Source organism: Enterovibrio calviensis DSM 14347 (genome assembly GCF_000621165.1).
In the GTDB taxonomy this organism is placed as follows: domain Bacteria; phylum Pseudomonadota; class Gammaproteobacteria; order Enterobacterales; family Vibrionaceae; genus Enterovibrio; species Enterovibrio calviensis.
Map to the genome: position 1 here is coordinate 118,498 of NZ_JHZA01000011.1, position 24,614 is coordinate 143,111.

At 48.0% G+C, this 24,614-nt stretch carries 21 protein-coding genes and 1 riboswitch; of the genes, 6 read left to right on the forward strand and 15 right to left on the reverse strand.

Translation table 11 applies throughout. From position 1 onward, the window contains the following. Positions 1-220: 220 nt before the first annotated feature. From rplU to folA, 4 genes are all read left to right on the forward strand, one after another. Positions 221-532: a 50S ribosomal protein L21 gene (gene rplU, locus Q365_RS0111705; RefSeq protein WP_028023517.1), complete on the forward strand. Its 312-nt coding sequence runs from the start codon at positions 221-223 to the stop codon at positions 530-532. 17 nt (positions 533-549) lie between these two features. After that, complete coding sequence (rpmA, locus tag Q365_RS0111710; RefSeq protein WP_028023518.1) at positions 550-807, forward strand: 50S ribosomal protein L27; 258 nt, start codon at positions 550-552, stop codon at positions 805-807. Between the two features lie 380 nt (positions 808-1,187). Next, a complete protein-coding gene (cgtA, locus tag Q365_RS0111715) occupies positions 1,188-2,363 on the forward strand; it encodes an Obg family GTPase CgtA (protein WP_028023519.1) in 1,176 nt (391 codons plus the stop codon). 296 nt (positions 2,364-2,659) lie between these two features. Further along, the gene (gene folA / locus Q365_RS0111720) at positions 2,660-3,139 is read left to right on the forward strand and encodes a type 3 dihydrofolate reductase (RefSeq protein ID WP_028023520.1); all 480 of its coding nucleotides are present in this window, start codon (positions 2,660-2,662) and stop codon (positions 3,137-3,139) included. Positions 3,140-3,158: 19 nt separating this feature from the next. On the opposite strand, the gene Q365_RS0111725 is transcribed toward folA, so the two are convergent. Genes Q365_RS0111725 through lptD form a run of 6 tightly spaced genes read right to left on the reverse strand, consistent with a single transcriptional unit; the run spans position 3,159 to position 9,878 of the window. Then, positions 3,159-3,995, reverse strand: a complete 837-nt coding sequence (locus tag Q365_RS0111725) for a symmetrical bis(5'-nucleosyl)-tetraphosphatase (protein ID WP_028023521.1) — start codon at positions 3,993-3,995, stop codon at positions 3,159-3,161. A gap of 15 nt (positions 3,996-4,010) precedes the next feature. Next, complete coding sequence (gene apaG / locus Q365_RS0111730; RefSeq protein ID WP_028023522.1) at positions 4,011-4,385, reverse strand: Co2+/Mg2+ efflux protein ApaG; 375 nt, start codon at positions 4,383-4,385, stop codon at positions 4,011-4,013. A gap of 29 nt (positions 4,386-4,414) precedes the next feature. Next, positions 4,415-5,230 (reverse strand): 16S rRNA (adenine(1518)-N(6)/adenine(1519)-N(6))-dimethyltransferase RsmA, encoded by an 816-nt coding sequence (rsmA, locus tag Q365_RS0111735; RefSeq protein ID WP_028023523.1) that lies wholly within the window; start codon positions 5,228-5,230, stop codon positions 4,415-4,417. Next, positions 5,227-6,219: a 4-hydroxythreonine-4-phosphate dehydrogenase PdxA gene (pdxA, locus tag Q365_RS0111740; protein ID WP_028023524.1), complete on the reverse strand. Its 993-nt coding sequence runs from the start codon at positions 6,217-6,219 to the stop codon at positions 5,227-5,229. The genes rsmA and pdxA overlap by 4 nt, the downstream gene beginning before the upstream one ends. Beyond that, positions 6,209-7,504, reverse strand: coding sequence for a peptidylprolyl isomerase SurA (gene surA, locus Q365_RS0111745; RefSeq protein WP_028023525.1), 1,296 nt, complete (start codon positions 7,502-7,504; stop codon positions 6,209-6,211). Before surA ends, pdxA begins: the two co-directional genes overlap by 11 nt. Before the next feature lie 22 nt (positions 7,505-7,526). Further along, positions 7,527-9,878 carry an LPS assembly protein LptD gene (lptD, locus tag Q365_RS0111750; RefSeq protein WP_028023526.1) on the reverse strand — a complete coding sequence of 784 codons (2,352 nt, stop codon included), beginning with the start codon at positions 9,876-9,878 and terminating at the stop codon, positions 7,527-7,529. Between the two features lie 207 nt (positions 9,879-10,085). Here lptD and djlA point away from each other — a divergent pair, with 207 nt between their 5' ends. Next, positions 10,086-10,913, forward strand: a complete 828-nt coding sequence (djlA, locus tag Q365_RS0111755; RefSeq protein WP_028023527.1) for a co-chaperone DjlA — start codon at positions 10,086-10,088, stop codon at positions 10,911-10,913. A 93-nt stretch (positions 10,914-11,006) separates the two neighbouring features. Here the strand turns inward: djlA and Q365_RS0111760 are convergent, their stop codons facing one another. The 3 genes from Q365_RS0111760 to rapA all read right to left on the reverse strand — a co-directional run bounded on the left by Q365_RS0111760 (position 11,007) and on the right by rapA (position 15,805). Continuing rightward, positions 11,007-11,960, reverse strand: a complete 954-nt coding sequence (locus tag Q365_RS0111760; protein WP_028023528.1) for a D-2-hydroxyacid dehydrogenase — start codon at positions 11,958-11,960, stop codon at positions 11,007-11,009. A gap of 41 nt (positions 11,961-12,001) precedes the next feature. Further along, positions 12,002-12,724, reverse strand: a complete 723-nt coding sequence (rluA, locus tag Q365_RS25680; protein ID WP_081796236.1) for a bifunctional tRNA pseudouridine(32) synthase/23S rRNA pseudouridine(746) synthase RluA — start codon at positions 12,722-12,724, stop codon at positions 12,002-12,004. Between the two features lie 162 nt (positions 12,725-12,886). Further along, positions 12,887-15,805 (reverse strand): RNA polymerase-associated protein RapA, encoded by a 2,919-nt coding sequence (rapA, locus tag Q365_RS0111770; RefSeq protein ID WP_028023529.1) that lies wholly within the window; start codon positions 15,803-15,805, stop codon positions 12,887-12,889. Between the two features lie 321 nt (positions 15,806-16,126). Between rapA and Q365_RS0111775 the strand changes: the two genes are divergently transcribed. After that, positions 16,127-17,500, forward strand: coding sequence for a PhoH family protein (locus Q365_RS0111775; protein WP_028023530.1), 1,374 nt, complete (start codon positions 16,127-16,129; stop codon positions 17,498-17,500). Between the two features lie 120 nt (positions 17,501-17,620). On the opposite strand, the gene Q365_RS0111780 is transcribed toward Q365_RS0111775, so the two are convergent. The 6 genes from Q365_RS0111780 to Q365_RS0111805 form a co-directional block, all read right to left on the reverse strand. Continuing rightward, positions 17,621-19,069, reverse strand: a complete 1,449-nt coding sequence (locus Q365_RS0111780; protein WP_035024885.1) for a transporter substrate-binding domain-containing diguanylate cyclase — start codon at positions 19,067-19,069, stop codon at positions 17,621-17,623. 177 nt (positions 19,070-19,246) lie between these two features. Next, positions 19,247-20,245: a GGDEF domain-containing protein gene (locus Q365_RS0111785; protein WP_028023532.1), complete on the reverse strand. Its 999-nt coding sequence runs from the start codon at positions 20,243-20,245 to the stop codon at positions 19,247-19,249. Between the two features lie 93 nt (positions 20,246-20,338). Then, positions 20,339-21,028, reverse strand: coding sequence for a thiamine ABC transporter ATP-binding protein (gene thiQ, locus Q365_RS0111790; protein WP_028023533.1), 690 nt, complete (start codon positions 21,026-21,028; stop codon positions 20,339-20,341). After that, a complete protein-coding gene (thiP, locus tag Q365_RS0111795) occupies positions 21,012-22,613 on the reverse strand; it encodes a thiamine/thiamine pyrophosphate ABC transporter permease (RefSeq protein WP_028023534.1) in 1,602 nt (533 codons plus the stop codon). The genes thiQ and thiP overlap by 17 nt, the downstream gene beginning before the upstream one ends. Positions 22,614-22,617: 4 nt before the next feature. Next, positions 22,618-23,589 (reverse strand): thiamine ABC transporter substrate binding subunit, encoded by a 972-nt coding sequence (thiB, locus tag Q365_RS0111800; protein ID WP_245621546.1) that lies wholly within the window; start codon positions 23,587-23,589, stop codon positions 22,618-22,620. Positions 23,590-23,663: 74 nt separating this feature from the next. Then, a riboswitch (TPP riboswitch) is annotated at positions 23,664-23,768 on the reverse strand. Positions 23,769-23,806: 38 nt separating this feature from the next. After that, positions 23,807-24,613, reverse strand: a complete 807-nt coding sequence (locus tag Q365_RS0111805) for a DUF547 domain-containing protein (RefSeq protein WP_035024888.1) — start codon at positions 24,611-24,613, stop codon at positions 23,807-23,809. Position 24,614: the final 1 nt, after the last annotated feature.

A 24,614-nucleotide genomic window follows, 5' to 3' on the forward strand; every position in this document is an offset into this window, starting at 1 on the left:
CGTTGATAGTACACTAAAATTTAAGCCTCGACACAGGGTCTTTAATTAGAAAAACAAGGGTGAGTAACAGTGGACAGGTTTTCGCCAATTTTCTTTCATTGCCCCCTTGCCAGTAGACAAATCTTGCCGTAGAATTCGCGCCCTATTGATGAATTAAATGCGCACCCCTCACTGCACAATTTTTAAACGTAGTAGGCTGTGCGTAAATGCGGAGAAACCCATGTACGCAGTTTTCCAAAGTGGTGGTAAACAACACCGTGTAAGCGAAGGCCAAACTATTCGCTTGGAAAAGCTAGACATTGAAACTGGCTCAACTGTTGAGTTTGATTCAGTTCTGCTGGTTGCTAACGGTGAAGAAGTTACCGTTGGTGCACCGTTCCTGGCTGGCGGTAAAGTAACTGCTGAAGTAGTTACTCACGGTCGTGGCGACAAAGTTAAAGTCGTTAAATTCCGTCGTCGTAAGCATTCTCGTAAGCAAATGGGCCACCGTCAGTGGTTCACTGAAGTCAAAATTACTGGCATCAGCGCTTAATTTAGGAGAAGAGATAAATGGCACATAAAAAAGCAGGCGGTTCTACTCGTAACGGCCGTGATTCAGAAAGCAAACGTCTAGGTGTTAAGCGTTTCGGTGGTGAATCTGTTCTTGCAGGTAACATCATCGTTCGTCAACGTGGTACTAAATTCCACGCTGGCACAAACGTAGGTTGCGGTAAAGACCACACTCTATTCGCTTTGACTGATGGTAAAGTGAAATTCGAAGTTAAAGGTCCTAAGAACCGTAAGTTCATTAGTATCGAAGCTGAGTAATAGCACTCGAACTTATTCTGAAGCCCTGCCTTACGGCGGGGCTTTTTGTTGTATATCCAAGTGACTTTTAAGAATAGGCAAATAGCCTCTTTGACGTGACTTGGATATATAGCGTTTAAAGGCGACTAAGCGGCTATATTTGCGTGAACTTCGTTTAACGGAGTGTAGGATTCTCGTCACGCAAACGTCACAGGTGTCACGAATAACTTTGTTTGTGCACAATCGATGACGATATTAAACGCAGTGTGGCATTTGATCCTAAGATCATTATGATCATCAGCCCAAAGTGCTCCATCAGGGTGCTGCTAAATCGCCAATGTTAACCCTAAGACATGTAATACCTCGCCTTTGGTTAGGTCGTGCTGGGTATGGAGAAGAAGATGAAATTTGTAGACGAAGCGGTGATCCGCGTTGAAGCGGGAGATGGCGGTAACGGTACCGTTAGCTTCCGTCGTGAAAAATATGTACCCCGTGGCGGCCCAGATGGCGGCGATGGCGGTGACGGCGGCGATGTGTATCTGCTTGCTGATGAAAACCTGAATACACTGATTGATTTCCGCTTTGAGCGCTACCATGCAGCTCTTCGTGGTGAAAATGGTCGTGCGGGTAACTGTACCGGTAAACGTGGTGATGATCTGGTATTGAAAGTGCCAGTTGGTACGCGTGCGGTTGATGAAGATACGGGCGAAGTGATTGCCGATCTGACTCAACACGACATGAAGATCATGGTTGCAAAAGGTGGCTGGCATGGATTGGGTAACACCCGATTCAAATCGTCAGTAAACCGTGCACCACGCCAAAAAAGTATGGGTACCAAAGGTGAATTGCGTCACTTGCGTTTAGAGCTGCTTCTGCTCGCTGACGTGGGTATGCTTGGTCTGCCAAACGCTGGCAAATCTACCTTTATTCGTGCGGTATCAGCGGCTAAACCAAAAGTAGCGGATTACCCGTTTACGACTTTGGTACCAAGCCTTGGTGTTGTGCGTGTTGCTCAAGATAAGAGCTTTGTTGTTGCAGACATCCCTGGGTTGATCGAAGGCGCGGCAGAAGGCGCAGGCCTTGGCATTCGCTTCCTGAAACACCTTGAGCGCTGTCGTGTACTTTTGCACATGATTGACCTGATGCCAGTTGATGGTTCAGATCCTGTCGACAATGCTTTCACCATCATCGAAGAACTTCAGCGTTACAGCGACAAGTTGGCCGATAAACCACGTTGGATCGTCTTTAACAAGATGGATCTTATGTCGGAAGAAGATGCTGAAGCGCAAATCGAACGTGTACTCGAAGCACTGGGTTGGGATGAACCTCATTACGCAATCTCTGCGATCAATAAAGGTAACACCCAACAACTGACGTTTGATCTGATGGAATTCATCCAATCTCTACCTGTTGAACTGACACAAGAAGTTGCAGAAGAGAACAAGGTTGAATTCAAGTGGGATGATTACCACGAGCAGCAAATCAAGCAGCAGCAAGAAGGCTCTGATGACGATGATGATGATTGGGACGATTGGAATGAAGACGACTACGATGTCGAAATCATTTACCGCCCATAATTAATCGTTATTTAAAAAAACCGTCTCATGGAGGCGGTTTTTTTTCATCCATATCAAAGTAAACCGACTGAAACTCACGTAAAACCGACGTTGATCACATGGCGGTTAATATCAATGAGGGAGTGAATATGGCACAGGGAGTCAGTGTAGATAATGAAGATGCGCAACGGAGTGTGTCTCGCTGGCGATCGGTCTAGCAATGCTGGGACTCTTGTTTTACCGAAGAAAGTCCGTGGTGTAGCATAAAGGCCACAGAGTAAAGCACGACGATTAACGACAAAGGAAATCCGTTCACGATGAAAATCAGCATGATCGCAGCGATGGCGAAAAACAGAGTCATTGGAAAAGACAATACGATGCCATGGCATTTGCCAGCTGACTTTGGTTGGTTCAAACGCAACACCTTGGGTAAACCCGTGATCATGGGGCGTAAGACGTATGAATCGATAGGCAGGCCGCTTCCTGGGCGTCGTAACATCGTCATCAGTCGTAACAGTGAATGGATGGCTGAAGGTGTTGAGAGCGTCACTAGCATTGAGAACGCATTGGCGTTGGTTGATTGTGTGGAAGAAGCGGTGATCATCGGCGGTGGAACCATTTATGAGGCGTCGCTTCCTAAAGCCGACCGATTGTATTTAACCTTTATTGATGCCGATATTGATGGCGACACTTGCTTTCCTGCATGGGGAGAGGGATGGGAAACGACTCATTCTGAGCACTATGAAGCAGATGAGAAGAACAAGTACAACATGGCGTTTGTTGTACTCGATCGATAAGTAGATCTTTGATCAGACGCTAGTCAGCATGTATGGGGCAAGGAAGCGAAAATCTTTGCCCATCTTCCCAACGAATCATGGTTAATGCACCACCCCAGACGCAGCCTGTGTCGAGTCCCATCAAGTGGCGATTTACAACACCACCGAGTGCAGCCCAATGCCCAAACACCAACGTTGCATCAATTTTTTTCTTTGGCTTCACGTTAAACCAAGGTACGAGTTCGTCGTCGGTCATTTCTTCTGGAGGCAATTTACACGTCATGTCTAGCGCACCGTCTGGCGAACAAAAGCGCATGCGAGTGAGGGCATTTATGGTGAACCGGTAGTGCTCGAGATCTTCTAGTTCGCTAGACCAACGTGTCGGTTCATTGGCGTACATGTTTTGGAGTAGCCAGCGATAGTCATCACCGCGTAAGATCTTTTCTACGCGTTTTGCTTGATGCTTTGCTTTTTTAAGATCCCAGCAAGGCGGGATCCCTGCGTGAGTCATCACAAAACCGGGGGCGAGGTCGTTACGTTTATCGTAATGTAGCAGCAAAGGTTGTTGTCGCAGCCAATGCAGTAATTCATCCCTGTCTTGCGCATCCAATATGGGTTGGGTTTTGTCTTTTGCTTTTGGTTTTTTGAAACCTTCTGCCACGGCTAACAGGTGGAGATCATGATTACCGAGTACAGTATGCGCATGTTCGCCCAGCGATTTCACAAAACGCAAAACCGACAAAGAATCCGGTCCACGGGCGACAAGATCGCCTGCAAGGTAGAGATGATCGTGCTTTTCATTGAAGCTGACGGTATCTAGAAGTGTTCTAAGATCGTCAAAACAGCCTTGAATGTCACCGACAAGGTAAGTCGCCACGAAAGTTCCTAAAAGCTAGTGAAGAATGTTGGGTAAGGCGAGGCGGAAAGGCATGACTTCAATATCAAATTCTTTGCCATCCAAGTCAATCATGGTGTAGAAACCCTGCATCGCACCTACTGGTGTTTCGATAACGGTGCCACTCGTGTAGGAGTATTGCTCACCACCACGAATATGTGGTTGTTCACCGACCACGCCATCACCTTCGATGACCAGTTTTTTGCCATTTGAATCAGTGACAAGCCATTTGCGACGCAGAAGTTGTGCGTCACGATCGCCATTGTTTTCAATGGTGATCGTGTAAGAGAAAACATAGCGCTTTTTGTCTGGCTCGGACTGCTCTTCAACATAGTGAGTGACAACCCGAACCATAAACTTGTTATTAACCATCCCTGTCGCGCTTCCTTTTCTTTCTGTTGTTATTGTTGTTGTTGGTGATTTGCATCCAACCAGTTTGCTAACGCAACAAACTGCCCAAGCGATAGGCTTTCAGGGCGGGCTGTAGGGTTGATGCCCAACAATTCCAACGTCTCTACTTCAACCAGTGCTTTAAAGCAGTTACGTACGGTTTTACGGCGCTGGTTAAACCCTTCACGACATACACGCTCTAGCCATTTCAGGCTTGTGGCTGGATGCGGAAGTTCTTTGTGCGGGATCAGGCGCACAACCGCAGAGTCCACTTTTGGTGCTGGGGTGAACGCTTCTGGTGGCACTTCAAGCACTGGAACAACTTTGCAGTAGTATTGTGCCATCACTGTCAAACGACCATAAGCTTTACTATTTGGACCCGCAGCAAGGCGATTCACCACTTCTTTTTGAAGCATAAAGTGCATGTCTTTCACTGCACCCGTAAAGGTGAACAGGTGGAACATGAGTGGTGTAGACACGTTGTATGGCAAGTTACCAAAAATACGCAGCGGGTTTTCTGGTGATGATAGGGATGCGAAGTCAAACTTCATGGCATCACCTTGATAAATAGTCAGTTTCTTCGATAGTTCTGGATGATGGCGAAGACGCTCAGCCAAGTCTCGGTCGAGTTCAACGACGCTCATTTTGTCGATTTCGCGCGCAACTGGCTCGGTCAACGCACCTAGACCAGGACCGATTTCCACGAGGTTTTCACCTGGCAAAGGATTGATGGCTGACACAATACCGTCAATGATGTACGGGTCGTTTAGGAAGTTCTGACCAAAGCGCTTACGGGCGCGGTGACCTAGATGGACATTATCGCTCATGATTTCTTATCTACTAATTCGAGGGCGTGGGAGAGCGCAGTCCGCAGGCTTCCAGTATCCGCCGTTCCGGTACCCGCTAAATCCAATGCGGTACCATGATCTACAGAAGTTCGGATGAAAGGTAAGCCAAGCGTAATGTTGACCGACTTTCCAAATCCTTTAAATTTTAACACAGGCAAGCCCTGATCGTGATACATCGCAAGCACGGCATCTGCTTCTTTCAAATACTTGTCTTGAAAGAGAGTGTCGGCAGGGAGCGGACCAATCAGGTTCATCCCTTGTTCACGCAATTTTTCGAGGGCAGGTTCAATCACGTCGATTTCTTCTCTGCCCAAACAGCCGTCTTCACCCGCATGCGGGTTTAAGCCACATACATAGATTTTAGGCTCAGCAATACCAAACTTGGTTTTCAGATCGTCGTTAAGAATTTCAATAACTTGAAATAGACGTTCTTCGGTAATGGCTTTAGACACGTAAGCCAAAGGAATATGAGTAGTGACTAACGCCACACGCAATCCTTCGGTTGCAAGCATCATCACAACTTGTTGAACATTGGCCTGATGTTGGAAAAACTCCGTATGCCCGCTGAACGATACGCCAGAGCGGTTAATTACGCCCTTGTGAACCGGGCCTGTCACCACGGCGGCAAATTCGCCTTGCATGTTGCCTTCAGCGGCACGACTCAATGTGTTCAAAACATATTTGCCGTTGGCTTCATTGAGCTGACCAGCAACAACTTGAGCATCTAAGGGCTCATCACACACAACAAGTGTGCCGGGCGTGTGCGCTTTGGGAGCAGCATCTGGGTTGTAATCCACCAAGTTTACTTCCAGCCCCAATAGCTTGGCACGTTGTGCCAGCATCTCTTTGTTGCCGCAGATGACCAGCTCGTGAGCCCAGTCGTCATGTGCTAGTGCCAGCACCAAATCTGGGCCAATACCTGCGGGTTCTCCTGGGGTGATAGCGATGCGTTGCGGATTAGCTTTCATCTGTGTCACCAATTTGCTCGACGTAAGCACCAGCGCGAAGCTCTTGCAACCATGCTTGTGCTTCTTCATTAAACTTACGGTTTAACAGCATGCGATAGGCGCGATTCTGCATTGCCGCATCGGTGCGGTCTGCTTGGCGACGGTCAAGCACTTCGACAATGTGCCAGCCGTGAACGGTTTTAAACGGTTCGCTGATTTCACCTTCAGGAAGGGCATCTACCGTGTCTTTAAATTCTGGAACGTAGATTTCGGTCGTCTGCCAACCCAAATCTCCGCCTTTCACTGCAGAGCCGGGATCCGCGCTGTATTGCTTGGCTAAATCTTCAAAGGTTTTATCACCCTCTTCAATTTGCTTAAGCATTAAGTCCAATTGGCGTTTTGCGCCTTCATCACTCAACACAATCGATGTTTTGATCAGAATGTGGCGTGCTTTGACTTCTGTAACTGCCACAGACTCAAGGCCTTGAACATCCGTGATCTTTAAAATGTGATAGCCCACACCACTGCGGAAAGGACCTAATATAGCGCCTTTGCCTTGGTTGCCAATTTGGTCGGCAAAAATAGTCGGCATTTCTTCAAGTCGTAACCAGCCCCAGTCACCACCGTTAAGTGCTTTTGGCCCTTTTGAGTTAGCCAGTGCCAGTGTTGCGAAGTCTTTACCTCGTTTCAGTTGGGAAGCCAGTGCGTCAGCGTTAGCAGCGACAGCATCGCGTTCTGATTTCTCTGCATCTTCGTCCAAACGAAGCTGAATGTGGCTAAGTTTATACTGAACCTTTTCGAGATTTTTTGCGTTAAGTTGCGACGCTAGTGATTCTACTTCCTGAGGTAGGATGTTGATACGGCGACGCACTTGCGCGTTTCGCGCTTCACTGATGGTGATTTCACGGCGAATTTGGTCACGATATTCAGACCAAGAAATTCCTGTCTGCTTGAGGCTTTCTCTTAACTTTGTAACTGTGATTTTTCGTTCTTTAGCAATATCTTCAATCGCTTGTTCTAAACGCGAGTCGTCGATACGGATACCAAGACGGTTTGCTTCTTGAAGTTGAAGTTCTTCTAGAATGAGCTGGTCGAGGACCTGCTGTTCAAATACGTCAGCAGGCGGCAGCGATTCTGCACTCGCGTTGAGAGTCACAGTCTTTTTCAATGCTTCAACATCACTCGACAGAATAACGCCTTCATTGACAACGGTGATCACGCGATCGAGTTCCGCCGGAGCTGCGGAGATTGACAACGAACTGGCTGAGATTGCTGTGGCCAGTAAAGCTTTCGTCCATTTATTCATTAGCGGTTCCAAAATCTCACAATTAATTCTTTAAGCCAAATGGGCTTCTGTAGCCCAGCGCGTTGCCACTGCCCGCGCTATAACCGAACCCTGCGTTTGCGCCAAGTCCCAATAAGCTAAAGGACAGGGAAATACTGTTGTCATAAACTGCAGGGTTATTGATGTTGCTTCGCGCCACTAAGTACTCGTTGTAGTGCAATCCAATCACCCAACAGGCTGAGGTGTAAGTGATGCCTAATTGATTTTCTAACATTAAATCTTGGGTCAAATCGTGAAAATACTGACCCTGAAAATTCACACTGTCTGTGATCGGGAATCCTGTTACCAACCCCGCCTGGGATATGCCGTCTTCCGTGATCAAGTCCAGATTGTCAGCCCCAATGGTACTGGATATATAGTCTTTTGAAACATAGCGATAACTAGTTTGTGCGAAAAAGCCACCATCTCGGTATTCCACCGTGGCATTACCAAATTGGAGGTTGCTCAAGTTACTGTCATATTCCAATGAACCGCGCACAAATAGCTTGTCATTGACATTGAGTTCGCTTTCGATGGCCCATGCTGAATAGTTTATCGATGTTTCATCTTGATTGTTTGGTGTGTCTAGGTAGTAGATTTGGCCAAAGGCGACGTTAAAACGTTCTTTATAGGCATCATCAAAAAAGCGCGATGCGGCACCCACCGTAAACTGATTTGCCGGGTTAATGTAGTCTACGCTACTGAACTGATTGGCACGAAATAAGCCATAATAATCTGTTTGCAGACGCGCGGTATCATAGCCACCACCCGCATAATTGACGGGGTTGTATATGCCACTTTGGTCAACATCTTGGATATATACGTACTGAACTTGTGGTTCGAGTGTTTGCGTATAACGCTTACCAAGAAACGCCCCATCTCTTTCCAATGTAACCATGCCGTGCAGTCTTGCCATTGGGACGGCGCGTGAAACGGTGCTATCTAAGGTTTCGCCGTTGTACCCTGTTACACCCTCGATATTGGATTGGTCATAGTAGGTGTAATACACCTTTCCCTCTGCAGAGGCGCTGAACCAAGGTAAGTTGTAAGGCAGTATAATCGTGGGCTCAAGGTTGATACGCAACGCATCAGGCTTACTGTCATCATCGGTCGCAAATTTGCTGATTTTAAATGGCAGTGAGAAATCCATGCCATAAGCAAGTTCGGGACGATAATAGTTCATGGCAAGTTGCGGCAACAGACGATAGACCGACGTGTTTGCGCTCAATGACTGGAAGTTACGCACACTTACGGTGCTGTCCCAATTGACTTCACGGTAAGATACATCACCCGTTTGTAACAAGGTGTTATCTTCACGATTACCGACACGTGAATCGGTATGGCGCGAGAAATAGCTAATATCGCTGACTTTGCTGTAATCAACATCATACTTCCAGTGGTTCTGGATGCCAGAGTGACGCCAGTTCAAACCCCAACTTTTATCGATCGTGGGATACAGTTTATCTTCGCCCATGTATTCGAACGTCATGCCACCACTACCTGCTTGCGTCAAATAGTTAGGCTCCATGGTCATAAATAGGCCACGGTTTGACATGTATTTCGGCGTGATCAGCATGTCCGTTTGCGGGTGAATGTTCCAATAGAATGGCGTTGAGATTTCAACCCCATCACTGTCATTCCAGCTGATAGATGGATATAGAAAACCCGTCAAGCGCCCATCTTCGACAGGTACACGCAGGTAAGGAAGGTAGAAGACTGGCGTGTCGAGTATTTCAAAGCGCGCGTGATAAAGATCGGCAAAAATGTCTTCGTCTTCTTTTTCAATTTTCCCTGCACTGAAACGCCAACTGTCATCATTGTCAGGGCAGGTTGTGTAGGTCCCATCTTCTAACTCATAGAAAGTGGTTCCGTTTTTGAATACCCGCTTTGCTTGCCCGCGCCCTGGCTCGCACATCATGTTGTACGTGGCATCGGTCAGCGTGGTGTCTTCAGTGTCGAGGTTAGATTGAAGTGATTTGCCTTTCACTGCAATTGAGCCATCGTGAAAATAGACATTACCTTCAGCGGTGACGATATTCTCTGGTTGACGCAGCGTAGCGGTATCCGATTTCACGGTGCGGTTGCCTTGGGTGACAATTACATCGCCGCGGTAAATGGCCTTTTCGTTAGCCTTAGCTTCAGCATGGTCTGCAACAATAGTGACAGGTGCATTGTTAACGTCGCCCGCCTGAGCGTTTGTTGGAAGGCAACGGTACTCTGGTGCAAGGCAAGTTGCAGTAGGGATAACCAAAGGTTGGGTGTTGTTTGGCGCGTCGTTTGCCTCTTCCGCCATCGCTTGGCCATATAACGCTAGCCAAATCATGGAGGACAAAAAACTTTTGGCAGTCGGTGACATTAAAACTCAATCCTGTTGTTGGCATACGGCACTGGTATACACTGACGCTGCGTGTCGGCAAATTTTGCTGCAAAATGTGGGTTATGATAATGCAAATTACTCATATACCCAAACGACCTCTGTCATCATTAGTTTAAAGGTGGTTTGGGTATGTGTTGGTCGTATGTTGTTGCAAACGCGATAGGTTAATCAAAAAGAGAAAGAAACATGGCGATTTGGGGAAAAGTTCTTGGGGCATTCTTTGGTTACCTGTTAGGTGGGCCATTTGGATTATTGTTAGGTCTGTTTTTAGGGCATAAGTTCGATAAGGCCAGACAAAATAGCGCATTAGGTGGCGGTTTTCGTGGTGCGAATCAACAAGCGCAGCAAAAGGCTTATTTTCATGCCACTTTCGCGGTCATGGGACATGTTGCTAAAGCCAAAGGGCAAGTGACCCAAAATGAAATCCGCTTAGCTTCTGTTCTGATGGATCGTATGGGTCTGCAAGGGGAAGCGCGTCGACAGGCGCAAGATGCATTCCGAGAAGGTAAAGAGAGCGGATTTCCATTGGAAGATGTGCTTCGAGATGTCAGGCGCACAACGGGTGGACGCTTCGACCTGCTGCAGTTTTTCTTAGAAGTGCAAATTCAAGCGGCCTACGCCGATGGCACTGTGCAGCCTAGTGAGCGCCAAGTGCTGTATACCATTGCCGATATGCTGGGTTTCTCTCGCCAGCAACTTGAACAACGTCTTGCCATGCAAGAAGCGGCATTCAAGTTTTACCAGCAACATGGTGGGAGTGGTGATGGGCATCACCAACAGTGGCAACCTGACAACGGCCAGCGCTTGAAAGGGGCATACCAAATTCTAGGTGTGGATGAAGATGCTGATGGGCAAACGATAAAGCGTGCGCACCGTAAGTTGATGAATGAACACCATCCGGACAAGCTCGCCGCGAAAGGCTTGCCGCCAGAAATGATGGAAATTGCTAAGCAGAAAGCACAAGAAATCCAAGGTGCTTACGATTTGATCAAAAAAGAAAAGGGCTTTAAATAGCCATTTCAGATCGTAGATTTCGGTTTGCAGATTTCGGTTTGTAGAGAAGTGGGCGGCGAGTTGTTAGTGATTGCATGCTCGCCGTGCCAGCGTCTATACCAGATTTTGTGGCGTTCCGGCCATGAATGCATTGATGTTTTCGATTAACTGATTGGCGAGTGTCTGAATGCTGGAATCCGATCCCCATGCAACGTGTGGAGTCAGTATCAAATTTGGCATGCCTGCGTGGGCGAGCAACGGATTGGAAAGGGCTGCGGGTTCTTGGGTGAAGACATCAACCCCAGCACCTGCAATCACACCTTTCTTCAATGCCTGAACCAGCGCCTGTTCATCGACTAAACCGCCTCGTCCTGCATTAATCAAAATCGCAGAAGGTTTCATCTTGGCCAGTTCGTCTCTGCCAATCATGTTTTGTGTGCTTTCATTGAGCGGACAGTGCAGTGTCACAACGTCGGCGTGTTCAAGCATAGAATCAAATGATACATAGCCCTCTCGAGTATCTTCTGCGCCTTTTCGCTCAGCGCGAATAACGTTCATACCCACCGCTTTTGCCAGCCGCTCAACGCCTTTTCCAAGGCTCCCCGAACCCACTATGCCCAAGGTCGCATCGGCAATATCGCCAATGGGATGGGTGAAAAAACAAAACTGACCTTTCTCCTTCCACACCCCGTTTTCAATATCTCTGTGGTAAGCATTCAAGTTTCGGCGCAGCGAAAAAATCAGCGCCATAACGTGCTCTGGGACTGAGCGTGTGGCATACCCTCGGATATTACAAACGGGTAAATGATGGGCATGGCACCAGTTTATATCCACGTTGTTATAGCCAGTGGCAGAAACCGCTATCAACTTTAGTGAGGGTAACTGCGAGAGTATCTCGGCGCTAAGTACAACCTTGTTAGCGATAACAATACTTGCATCAGTAAGGCGTTGCAGAACCTGATCAGGTTGCGTGGATTCGTAACTCTCCCAATGATGGGGGAAAGACGGCGTAGGAATACGAATGTGTGCGGGGATGGTGGCGCTGTCGAGAAAAACAATCTTTTCCATGGCGGACTTCCTTTTTCCGCCACTGTAGAACGTTGACAGCGCTATTTCAACAAACTTGGGTCAGCTTGAATGCCACGTTTGACCAATGTATCAGTAGGTGCGTTAGCGTAAAAATCACACGGTGCAGATAAGTGCATTGGCTCGCCCGTCCCCGGATGCAGGAAGCATAATTCTCCGGCGTGAAGTTGTAAGCGAGGCGAATACTTGAATGCTTGTGGATACGCGTAGAACTCATCACCGACGATGGGGTGTTCCAGTGAAAGCATGTGTACACGCAGTTGGTGAGAGCGACCTGTGATTGGTAGTAGGCGCATTAAGGTGGTCTTTTTCTCACGCTTGATCACTTCATAGTCAGTGACTGACGGCTTGCCGTTTTCGAAACACACCATTTGTTTTGGGCGATTCGGCCAGTCACAAATCAAAGGCAAATCAATGCGACCTTCATCGTTTTCCACATTGCCCCATACGCGAGCGTAGTAAAGCTTGTGGGTGATGCGTTCACGAAATTGCGCTTTAAGGTGACGCTCAGCTTCTTTGTGTTTGGCGAACACAATCAGACCTGATGTGGACATATCAAGGCGATGTACCAACTCAGCTTTTGGAAACTTGACCTTAATACGGGACCAAGCACTGTCGTAATGCGCAGGATCGCGTCCTGGATTGGTTAACAGTTCGCTAGGCTTATTGAGGGCGATAATGTCATCGTCCTGATAAATAACATCCAGCCAAGGCTCTGTTGGCGGATTGTAGATAAAGTCGCTCATGAGTTCGCTCGAAAATTAAACGGCCGGAAGTTTAGCACGACACGCTTGAAAGGCTATACCCAAACACATTCTCGTGGAATAAGCACCGAGAGGTTGCGTGTATGAGGCTAGAAAAACAAAGGCACCGCCGAAGCAGTGCCTTATTGATGTCGCTAGAAGCGCTTATTGATGGCTGACCACAATCACACGCAGCGCATCAAGGCGAACTTGCGCTTGGCTGATGTAAGTGCGCAAATCTGCCATTTGAGACTCCAAGCTTTCCAACTCATCATCACGAATGTTTGGATTCACCGCTTTCAGGGCTTGAAGACGATCTAACTCACCACGAAGCTTGGTGGTCATCTCCGCTTCGGCGGTTTCCTTCACTGTCGCAAGGTGAACCTGTGAAATCGGCGTGCCCATTTCAATTAAGCCATGAATTTGCGTCTGTACCGAAGAGACCAGTTTGCTGCCAAGGTGGCGATTCACTGGGCTTAACTGACGGTTAAAGCCTTCAAATTCAACTTGTGCCGCTAAGTCATTGCCTTTTGCATCCAGCAGAACGCGAATAGGTGCAGCAGGCAAGAACTGGTGGATACCAGAACTTTTCGGTGCTTGCGCGTCCGCGACGTACAGAAGCTCAAGGAACAAGGTTCCCACAGGCAAGGCTTTGTTTTTAAGCAAAGATACCGCTGTTGAGCCTACGTCTTCTGACAACAGTAAATCAATGCCGCCCTGGATCATTGGGTGTTCCCAAGTGATAAAGCGCATGTCTTCACGTGACAATGCCGTTTCACGATCGAAGGTGATGGTGCAACCTTCACTTGGCAGCCCCGGATAGCTTGATACCAACATATGCTCAGACGGTGTGACAACAATGGCGTTCTCGCCTTTGTCATCTTGGTTCAGGCCAACGGTGTCAAACAGGCCCAATGCGAAGGTCACCAAGTTGGTGTCACCGTCGAGTGAGCTAATTTTCTCTGCCAGTGCTTTGGCTTCATCACCGCCATTTGAATGCATTTCAAGCAAACGGTCGCGACCTTTTTCCAGCTCGCCTTTCAATCGGTGGTGCATTTCTGCACTGGTTTCAACCAAGGTATCCAGTGAGTCGTCGATGCTGCCTTTAGCGAGCAACTGCAACAAATCATCTTGAACATGTTCGAATACCGCGCGTCCCGTTGGGCAGGTTTCTTCAAAGGAATTAAGGCCTTCGTTGTACCAACGCGCCAGCAGTGCCTGAGAGGTGCCGATCATGAAAGGAACGTGAATTTCGATATCACGTTTTTGACCGATGCGATCTAGACGACCAATACGCTGCTCAAGCAGGTCAGGGTTCATTGGCAAGTCGAACATCACCAGTTGGTTTGCAAACTGGAAGTTACGACCTTCTGAGCCAATTTCTGAACAGATCAACACTTGTGCGCCAGCTTCGTCTTGTGCGAAGTAAGCAGCGGCTTTGTCGCGCTCAAGAATAGACATCCCTTCGTGGAACACAGTGCCACGAATGCCTTCACGCTCACGCAATGCTTGTTCTAGTGACAATGCTGTTTGCGCGCGCGAACAAATCACCAACACTTTTTCTTGGCGGTTTGATTTAAGTAAATCTAACAGCCAATCAATACGCGGGTCGAAACCCCACCAGCTGGCGTCGTCACCTTCAAACTGTTGGTAAATGTCTTCAGGGTACAGCCACTGAATTGCCTTCTGCTCAAGGCTTTGATTGCCTGCGCCCATGATCCCCGCCACGCGCATCGCTGTTTGATACTGTGAAGGCAAGGCCAATGGGTACAAATTCAGGTGACGCTGAGGGAAACCTTGAATCGCTGCACGGGTGTTACGGAACAGGACGCGGCCCGTGCCGTGACGATCCATCAGATTATCGATCAGCTCATTTCGTGCATCACGTTGTTGAATATTGTCGGCGTCATTGGCTTCAACAATACGCAGCAAGGGCTCAACGTCTTGCTCAGACAGCAGCTCGGTGATGCTGTTCTTCGCTTCATTGCTTAATGTTTCGTTCGACAGCAATTGGCTGACGGCATCAGCAACGGGCGCGTATTGAAGCTCTTCTTTAACGAAGGCTTGATAGTCATAAAAACGATCAGGATCGAGCAGGCGCAAGCGAGCGAAGTGGCTCTCGTGGCCTAGTTGTTCTGGTGTCGCGGTCAGCAGCAGTACGCCGGGCGTGTTTTCTGCAATACCTTCAATCACTTGATATTCACGGCTTGGTTTCTCTTCACTCCACTCTAGGTGGTGCGCTTCATCAACAACCAAGAGATCCCACTCACCCTCGGCAGCTTGTTCAGCGCGCTTGCGGCTTTTGCGCAAGAAATCGAGTGAACAAAGCACCAGTTGAGCTGTCTCGAACGGGTTATCTGCGTCAGCAAACGCTTCAACACAGCGTTCTTCATCGAATACCGAGAAATGCAGGTTAAAGCGGCGCAGCATTTCGACGAGCCATTGGTGTTGCAGTGTTTCTGGCACAACAATGAGAACGCGTGAGGCGCGACCAGACAGCACTTGCTGGTGGATGATCATGCCGGCTTCAATGGTTTTACCCAAACCTACTTCGTCAGCCAGCAATACACGAGGTGCGTGGCGTCGACCCACTTCATGCGCGATGAATAGCTGGTGCGGGATCAAGCCAGCTCGCATACCACACAAGCCACGCATTGGGCTTTTGTGTTGCTCATATTGGTTTTTCAGGGCGCGATAGCGAAGTGCAAAGCGATCCATCCGGTCTATTTGACCAGCGAACAATTTGTCTTGCGGTTTGTTAAAACGAATTTGGTGACTCAGCAAAATTTCGCGAAGTTTGACGTTGTCTTCACCTGTGTCCGTGCGTTGACCGGTATAGGTCAGAACACCCTGTTCTTCGTCAACGTGCTCGACCAGTAAAAACCAGCCATCGTGGCTTTCAATGGTGTCACCCACGTTAAACATTACACGGGTGATCGGCGCGTCGCTGCGGGCGTATAAACGATTTTCTTCGCTGGCGGGGAACATCAGGGTAACGGTACGGGCGTCGATAGCAATCACGGTACCAAGACCTAGGTCACTTTCAGTATCGCTGATCCAACGTTGTCCGAGGGCGTATGGCATAAGGGAAGAAACCTCTGGTTAAAGCTGACACAAATTGGAGCGTGCTTCTTGAGAACTACATTGTAGGTCATGTTGAGCACTCAGAAAATGGCTGCTAATGGTACTTGAAGTTGTGAGCATGGTCACGGTCAATGTAGGAAATTTGGCGTGTGTAACAAATAGGCAACAAATTAATGAAAATGTGGGCTTGTCGACGGGTAATTCGTTGAAATTGTCTTACGATTAAGAATATACCCCGATGACAGTGTCTTTATTACAAAGACAATTGTCATTTGGGAATATGTGGGAACTCCACTTGCCTAAGTTACCAAGGAGGTGTCTATGGGCGATGCCGAACGGAAATTCTTTGTGCTGGATACCAACATCCTGCTTCATGAACCTTTCGCCATCTATTCATTTCAAGAACACGATGTTGTCATTCCTATGACCGTCCTCGAAGAACTTGACCGAATCAAAGACAGCAAGCGAGATGTTTCTCGTGATGCGCGGGTAGCGATTCGGGCCCTCGAAGATATATTCAAAGATGCCACGCCAGATCAGATCTCAGAAGGGATCGTGGTAGGCAAAGAAGGAGCGACCGGCACGGTTTCGATCCTTGTTGATTTTGAAATTAAAGAAACGGTACAAGCCTTCGCGGATAAAGCAGGTGATAACCGTATCCTTAACGCCGTTTTATTCCTTCAAGCAAAACGTACACCTCGTAAGGTAGTCCTAGTCACCAAAGACATTAACATGCGACTTCGCGCCAAAGGGGCGGGCGTTTTGTATGTCGAAGACTATCGCACCGATCAACTGATCGATGACGTCAGCTTGCTCACCAAAGGTTTTCAAGTCTTTGAGGGTAGCTTCTGGGACAGAGTCGGACAATGTGAAACGCGAAACAGTGGAAGAACAACACTGCACACGGTTCCACGTGAAATGGTCGACAATACTTATATCAACCAATACCTCCTTGATGAAGGCAAGGATTTTGCGGGACGCGTGGTGGGGCTCACCGACGGTGAACTTCAGTTAAAAGACATAAGCCGCGAGCGCTTAATGCATCGAGAAGCATGGGGCGTTCGTCCGAAAAATATTTATCAGGGAATGGCGGTCGATGCCTTGCTTGATCCCAGTGTTGATTTAGTCATTCTCACCGGGCCTGCAGGGTGTGGTAAAACCATACTTGCCATGGCGGCAGCGCTTGAGCAGGTGGTGGAAAAGGGCATGTATGACAAGATCATTGTCACGCGAAACACCCCTGAAATTGCAGAATCTATCGGCTTCTTGCCGGGCACCGAAGAAGAGAAAATGCTTCCTTGGCTTGGTGCGGTGACCGATACGCTAGAAGCACTGCACAAGAATGATGAGTGCACGGATGGCTCCATGCGATACATCATGGACAAAGCCAATATTCAGTTTAAATCCATTAACTTCATGCGTGGGCGCTCGATTCAGAATGCGTTTGTCATTCTGGATGAGTGTCAAAACCTCACGGCATCACAGCTTAAAACCATTATTACCCGCTGTGGTGAAGGCACGAAAATCGTCTGCTCCGGTAACCTTGCGCAGATCGATAGTCCTTACTTAACACCCGTGACCTCCGGGTTGACGTACATTGTTGAACGCTTCAAGAACTTTGAAGGTAGTGCGTGCGTTTACCTCAATGGCGTGGTGCGAAGCCGTTTGGCTGAGTTTGCTGAAGAAAATTTGTAAAAATAGGAAATAACAAAAAGGCTGCCAAAAGGCAGCCTTTGTTTTTATCCAATCTAGTTGCTGGCAAATGCCACCGTCGGCGGTTAGGCAAGGCTTGGTCAACATGAAGCACTTGAGGCATTATGCCCAGTGGCGCTCCATACTTACTGGCTCATGATCGTTGGCACTGGCTGTGCCATATTGGGGCTTACTGGCTCGCATGCGGCTAGAGGCTATACGCACCAAGGCTTCCCCCTGCTCCCCATCATAGGGATAACAACCAATACCCGCCGTAAACTTCACAGGAACAACTTGTTGGTCAATGTAGAGCGCGCTCAACTGAAGGGCTTTTTGAAGCTGATTAATTTTGCGTACCGCCTGACTGCTATCACTCAAATCAAACAAAATCGCAAATTCACCGCCGCCAAGGCGTGCAAACATGGTTTGGCTGGAAAGCTGTAAGCGCAATTGAGTCGCAAGATGCTTTAGCGCCATGTCGCCGATGTCTTGGCCATGGTTTTCATTAATGTGCTTAAGACCGTTGATGTCCAATACCGCCACAACAAACGGTGATGGCGAAAAACGCTTGTCGGCAAGTTGGGTGAAGAACTGATGTCGTGACTTAGCACCAGTCAGCACGTCATTTTGCACGGCAGATTCAAGGCGGTTATTGGTATCTTTAAGCGCTTCGACGGCACTTTTTAGTTCTTCGGTACGGTATTTTAAAAGGCGATGGTAGAGTGCCAGTCCGCTAATCAGAAGCAGCAAAGACGAAAAGAGGATCACGTAATGGGCGGTTTTATTTAGCCACGGCAGAACGGAATTTAACTTACTGGCTGGAATCCATTTGTCATAGATAGCCATGACATCATCATATTTGATTTTGTCCAATCCACGTTCAATCGCCGTGATTGAATCCTTTTCTTTTTTGTTGATAGCAAAGTGTAAAGGAAAGGAATAGAGCTTTCTTCTTTGCGTAAATAAGCCAGCATTTCCTGAATGGCGCATGTCATAGAGCGCTGTACTGAGGTCGTCGATAAATACGTCAACTTCTCCGCGATAAGCCGCTTCATTTAGCGACCCAAACGTAGGGAAGAGTTTAATATGACTTTCAGGAATCCGTGACGCGAGAAAGGCATGTTTAGTACTGTCTTTGACGGTACCTACAATGACGGAATCAAGAGTATTGAAATCATCCAAAGGCAGGTCTTTTTGCGCAAACAAACTGACATTATAGCGATTGAGAGGAAGCTCACGAGAGAAGGCAAGAACGTCTGCACGCTCTCCGGTATAGCCTAACCCTCCATGTATCACGCCTGGCGTATTGGCGACATACTGGAGTGATTCGCTCCACGGTAAAAGGTTGAAGTGCACATCGACATTGTTCGCTTTGGCGTACAGACGCCAGTAGTCAACCATGATGCCATCAGGTTGCCCGTCGCGATTAATGAATGAGAAAGGCTGCCATGTTGAAGCCCCGGTCACGATCAAGGGTTTTTTGTCGGCATACGAAGCGGGCGATACCAAAAACATAAGCAACGTCAGCGAGATAGCTGCCAACTGGCGAATGCAGGATAGTAATGAATGCAAGAGTATCGACCTGTCTAGATTTTCTGGCGTCGATTATACGCAACCCTTATCAGTTAGGGAATGTATTCGTGATGTTTTTGTCAATGGAATGGTTAGTGTGAAATTGCAACTAAGATCTCAAAAAACAAAAGCCGCACGGAAGGCGGCTTTCATTGCATAGCGACAACTCATTCGGTGTTAAAACAGCTCGACATCGTCTTCAGGCACTAAGGCTTGGAGTTCGCCGCTGGCAATGAGTTCCTCATAAAACGCGACTTGATTTCGACCATTTTGCTTGGCTTTGTAAAGCGCTTGGTCAGCGAAGCCAAGGACTGTGATCGCATTGAGCTCTTGATCGCTGATGGCGGCGGCTCCCATTGAAATGGACACATCCTTCGCTTGTCCATAGTCACGTTCGTTCACCGTTTGGATGAAACCACGAACCGTTGCTTCCATCTCCTCACGAGATTGAGGGTGCATGATGACGACAAATTCATCACCGCCGTAACGGAACAAGAGATCATCATCATTAAACGTCTTCTTCATCATGGCTGTGATGAGTAGGATAACTTCATCGCCAAACACATGCCCTAACGCATCATTAATGAGTTTGAAATGGTCGATATCGAAAATACACACCCAATGATGGTGAGAAGGGTCGTCGGTAATACTGCTACCCTGAATAAGAAAACGATCCAAGAGTAAATCAATTTTGGTCGTGAGCACTTTACGATTGTAGAGGCCAGTTAAACCGTCTCGTTCGCTGGCTGAGATGATTTTTTGATAGTTCTCATAAATCTTCGCCAGCCCTTCTATCAACTGGACTTCATCGCCTTTCAGCTGGTCGCACTTGCAGAAAACCACGGCGGTAATGTCTTCACCTTCACCGTAAATTGGCACCGCGAGTAACGACTGATTTTCGGTGGAACTGAATTGAACAATGTTTTCACCGGAAGACACGCAGTTCAGCAAAATACGCTCAATCGCATCTTTTTCTTCTTCATAGAGGAAGATATCTGAACACGCGACCACCATAAATTCGGGGTTGGTTTCAGGGTTATAATCCAACACCAAAACCTGATTTGCCGGCGTCAATTGCAAAATTGTCGTAATGAGGCTTTCAGAAATGGTATCGGACTCTGTCTGAGCTGTAATATCAACCACCGAGTCCAGCACATCAATACTGGTAACAGTCACAATCGCATCTCTCTTATGATTTGGGTGTCTTAAAAACAAGTATAGATGCGGTTTGTTGATGCGCAATGTTTGACCGATTTGTGAGTGGTAATGCTATGAAATGAAGCGCTTTACGGTGTCATTAGGGGTATTAAGTTCCGATGCGCAGGTGTGATAAACCACTTTCCCAGCCTCAACAAATAACACCTTATCAGCGATAGCCAGCGCATCTTCAGGGTGATGGGTCACCATCAAAATGGTGGTGTTGAATTGCCGTGCTAACTGCTTAACATGCTGAAGCATTTCTTTGCGTAGTGCAGGGTCTAACGCAGAAAATGGCTCATCAAGCAGTAAAAGCGGACGATTTCTCACTAAACAACGAGCCAATGCGACCCGCTGTTTTTGTCCTCCTGACAGTTGTCCAGGGTGTCGATCAAGATAGCTTTCAAGTCCGACTTGTTGGGCAGCATGAGCGACCGACGCTTTGTTTTCGACAGTCAGTGCAAGGCTTGGGCTGATCCCCAGAGCAATATTGTCAAAAGCGCTCAAGTGACCAAACAAATTGTGTTCTTGAAACAGAATGGAAAGTGGGCGTTCATGTGCTGGCAAATGAGTGAACTCGCGTTCTCCAAATGAAACGCTTCCCCCACTTGGTGGCAGTAAACCGCAGAGTAGAGACAATAGCGTACTCTTTCCTGCACCGCTTGGGCCGAGTATCGCCGTAATTGATCCCGGTTCAGACTGAAACGAGAAAGAGAGGGTTTCAGCCTGATAGTGATGAGACAATTCACTGACGTGCAGCATGAGATTTCCTATTGATCAATGTTTCGATAAGGGCATAGCTGCCAAGGCTTAAGACAAACAGCACAAGTGACGCGGCGGCTGCAGCATCCATTTGGTAGCTTCCCATTAAGTGAAATAAATACAACGGCAGGGTTTGAAAATCTTGGCTTCCGACCAATGCAATCGCTCCCAAATCCCCGGTTGAAAGCACAAAACTCACCGCCAAGGCTCTGGCAATCGGTGCCCTCAGGGCCCGCCATTCGATAAGCCTCAGACGATTAAGCCCCTTAATGCCAAGGCTGTTGCAAAGGCCTTGGTATTGTTGCGCTAGCTGATACGCGGGTTGACTAAGTACCTTCACCACATAGGGCAAAGCCATCAAGGTGTTCACCGCTAAAATGAGCCAATAAGGTGAACTGAATACGTCGATGTGTTCGCGCAGCATCAAAAAGAGTCCCGTCCCCAATACCACGCTGGGAACAACTAAGATCAATGAAGCCGTCATCTCAATGCCATCTGCGCGCTTTTCGTGCCCTGAAATACGCCAAAATCGGCTGGTCAGAATGATGGATGCGCCGAGCAAAAAGGCACAAACAGCGCTGCCAAACGCCAATGATATAGAATTTGCCGTCGCCTTCCATAACGCCGCTTGCGTTAATACGGTTAACGCGCTGGCATTGATACCACTGAGTAACACCATTGCCAGAGGCGGCAAAACTAATAACGCCGCAAACCCAATCCATACAGCATCCCACACTTGCTCGGCTCGAGTATCCGTGCGCTTGGCTAACAAGATGTGACTGTCCTTGCCTTGCAGTGAAACGGGCTGGGTCATGCGCTGCACCACTAAGTGAAAAAGGCCACATAGCAGCAGTTGCCAGAGGGCAAGTAAGGCACCGGTTTGAAGGTCGAAATCGAAGCGAATCGCTTGATAAATGGCGAGTTCGATGGTCGTGGCGCTTGGGCCGCCGCCGAGCGCCATCACCGTTGCGAAACTGGTGAAACACAGCATGAACACCAAGCCAATTGCATGTGGCAATTGCTGACGTAGATAGGGCCATTCGAGTAATCGGAATTGATGCCAACCACGCATCCCTAATTGCTGAGCGAGACGGCGTTGATCAGCAGGGATCTGATCTAACGCTTGCACCAAGAGTTGAGTCGAAAAGGGTAAGTTGAAAAATACGTGCGCGAGCAAAATACCCGATAAGCCATAAATACTGACATCCCACTCTAAGCCCAATAGCTGCATAGCATCAGCAAGTACGCCGCTTTTGCCATAAATGGCTAAAAGCCCAAATACCCCAACCAAAACGGGAAGAACAAGGGTCATGGAGAACAGCTTGAGTAGCAGCGCTTTGCCTTTGAACTGTCTGCGCGATAGGGCATGGGCGACAGGAATGGCGAGACCGACGGAAAGCAGTGTAGATAAAAACGCCTGCTTGAAACTGAAAACCGTAACGTGTTGAAGATAAGGGTCACGCCACAACGAAGCGACATCTAACGATGGCGCTTGGGATAGCAGAGAAAATAAAGCGGCGCTGATCAGCACCGCTATTAACGAGGCCGAAATCACTCCCGGCCAGGTTCTTGAAGGGTTTAGCACAATGTTACTTCACCAGTGCCGATTGCCATTCTCGGATCCAGTTGCGGCGATTATCCGCGACTTTTTCCGGAGTGAATTGCAAACTCTTGTTAGGGACCGATAGGGTTTCAAAGCCCGTTGGTAGCGTGACACCTGTGACAGGATACATCCAGTTTCCGGTTGGAATCGTGTTTTGGAAACCGTCGCTGAGAATGAACTGCATGAACTCATCAGCGAGCGCTTGATTGTCCGAGCCTTTCACTTTTGCTGCCACTTCGACTTGCATGTAGTGGCCTTCAGCGAAGTTAGCGCTAGTAAAGTTCGCATTCTCTTCGGCAATTAAATGGTAAGCAGGAGATGTGGTGTATGACAGCACCATGTCCGATTCACCACTTAAGAACATGTTGTAGGCTTCAGACCAGCCTTTGGTGACGGTGACAGTTTTGTCTGCCAGTTTCTGCCACGCCTCTGCAACATCATCACCGTAGACGGACTTCATCCACAGCATCAAGCCTTGGCCTGGGGTAGACGTTCGCGGGTCTTGGTAGATAACAGAAATGTCGTCGCGTGTTTCGACCAGCTCTTTCAAGCTTTTTGGTGGGTTTTCCAGTTTGGTTTTGTCATAAACGAAAGCAAAGTAGCCGTAGTCATAAGGAACAAACGTGGTGTTATTCCAACCATCCGGCAGCGTGACGTTTTTTACGTCCACAGTGTGTGGTGCCAGCAAGCCTGTTTTTTCCGCTTCCGTCATCAAGTTAGTGTCGAGGCCAAGTAGGACGTCAGCTTTGCTGTTATTTCCTTCAAGACGCAAGCGGTTAAGAATGGTCACGCCATCTTCCAATGCCACTAGGTTCAAGGTGCAATCACATTGAGCTTCAAACGCTTTTTTTACCGCAGGGCCAGGACCCCAATCTGCTGCAAAAGAATCGTAGGTGTAAACCGTTAGCGTGTTTGAAGTATCGGCTAACGCAGGACTCGCCATGGCCATGGTTAACATCAGGGTGGAAAATGGGACTTTCATGGTTGCCTCACATCATGTTCGGCGAGGCTGAGGGTCATTGAGCGAGGTTGCACTCTGCGACATCTCATTCCTACGCCAGCATTATCTGGTTCAGGTGCATGGGTTTAGCATTCGCAATCTCAGCCAACTTCATGTCAGCTCCCCACGAGATGGTTGATATTGTAATCATCAAGGCGATGATTACCAATCATTGTTATGGCTGATTGAGCGACCAGTCGTATTCGTACTTGATTTTACCTGACCAACCTTCGAGCTTTCGACCGTCTCGGTACTTGTCGATTTCGCGTAAGATCTCTTGCTCATTGTCGCCAAAATCTGAGCCATACCAATCGTAGATGGAGGAGAGTGTGAGTGTCGAACCTTCAATGCGTGCGCCTTTTTCACTGTTCGTAAACTGCGAGGCTGCATTTTCGAGTAAGGCTTCTGTGTTTGCTGCAGTGAAAGCGTCAGTGGCTAGGTTTGGGCAACCTAAACTTGCACAGTTCACCGCATAATGAATACGTGAATCATTCCAAATGGGACGAAGAATTCGATGCTCAATATCATTCAGGGTAAGAGCTTGTCCTGCGATATTGGTGACTTTGTCATCCCATGGACCAAAGCTAAACAAACCACCTAGTTTGGTTATGGATTTAACGGGGTATTCGTCAAGAATCAATTTTACTGTCAGTGCATTGTAGAGGTTTACCCAATAGGCAAACTGCTCGGCTTGGCGGTAGTTGCGCGGATCGAGTGATGTGAGATCCGATAAGTATTGATTCAGTAAAGCACTGTCTTGCTTCGTCACAGTGCCGTAGTCGAATAGAGTGTGTTGACCTTGTTCGGTCAAATAGGTGTCTAAGAGTCGCTGCCACTTGCTGTGATCAAAAGACGCTGAATTTTCTTCGTTGCTTCGATCCCAAATAGGCCATAACTCGCTTTTTGGCGCAGCAAAGGTCTGACTTGAAAATAAGAGCAGTGCGGCGAACAAGGTGACGTAACGTGGCAGAGCTTTGTGCATG

Coding starts and splice junctions, on each gene's coding strand:
- rpmA (WP_028023518.1), top strand. CDS start 550: ATGGCACATAAAAAAGCAGGCGGTTCTACTCGTAACGGCCGTGATTCA.
- thiQ (WP_028023533.1), bottom strand. CDS start 21,028: ATGCTGCACGTCAGTGAATTGTCTCATCACTATCAGGCTGAAACCCTC.
- Q365_RS0111805 (WP_035024888.1), bottom strand. CDS start 24,613: ATGCACAAAGCTCTGCCACGTTACGTCACCTTGTTCGCCGCACTGCTC.
- folA (WP_028023520.1), top strand. CDS start 2,660: ATGAAAATCAGCATGATCGCAGCGATGGCGAAAAACAGAGTCATTGGA.
- pdxA (WP_028023524.1), bottom strand. CDS start 6,219: ATGAAAGCTAATCCGCAACGCATCGCTATCACCCCAGGAGAACCCGCA.
- rluA (WP_081796236.1), bottom strand. CDS start 12,724: ATGAGCGACTTTATCTACAATCCGCCAACAGAGCCTTGGCTGGATGTT.
- surA (WP_028023525.1), bottom strand. CDS start 7,504: ATGAATAAATGGACGAAAGCTTTACTGGCCACAGCAATCTCAGCCAGT.
- lptD (WP_028023526.1), bottom strand. CDS start 9,878: ATGTCACCGACTGCCAAAAGTTTTTTGTCCTCCATGATTTGGCTAGCG.
- djlA (WP_028023527.1), top strand. CDS start 10,086: ATGGCGATTTGGGGAAAAGTTCTTGGGGCATTCTTTGGTTACCTGTTA.
- Q365_RS0111775 (WP_028023530.1), top strand. CDS start 16,127: ATGGGCGATGCCGAACGGAAATTCTTTGTGCTGGATACCAACATCCTG.
- rapA (WP_028023529.1), bottom strand. CDS start 15,805: ATGCCATACGCCCTCGGACAACGTTGGATCAGCGATACTGAAAGTGAC.
- Q365_RS0111760 (WP_028023528.1), bottom strand. CDS start 11,960: ATGGAAAAGATTGTTTTTCTCGACAGCGCCACCATCCCCGCACACATT.
- rsmA (WP_028023523.1), bottom strand. CDS start 5,230: ATGAGCGATAATGTCCATCTAGGTCACCGCGCCCGTAAGCGCTTTGGT.
- thiB (WP_245621546.1), bottom strand. CDS start 23,589: ATGTTAACCATGGCCATGGCGAGTCCTGCGTTAGCCGATACTTCAAAC.
- cgtA (WP_028023519.1), top strand. CDS start 1,188: ATGAAATTTGTAGACGAAGCGGTGATCCGCGTTGAAGCGGGAGATGGC.
- apaG (WP_028023522.1), bottom strand. CDS start 4,385: ATGGTTAATAACAAGTTTATGGTTCGGGTTGTCACTCACTATGTTGAA.
- rplU (WP_028023517.1), top strand. CDS start 221: ATGTACGCAGTTTTCCAAAGTGGTGGTAAACAACACCGTGTAAGCGAA.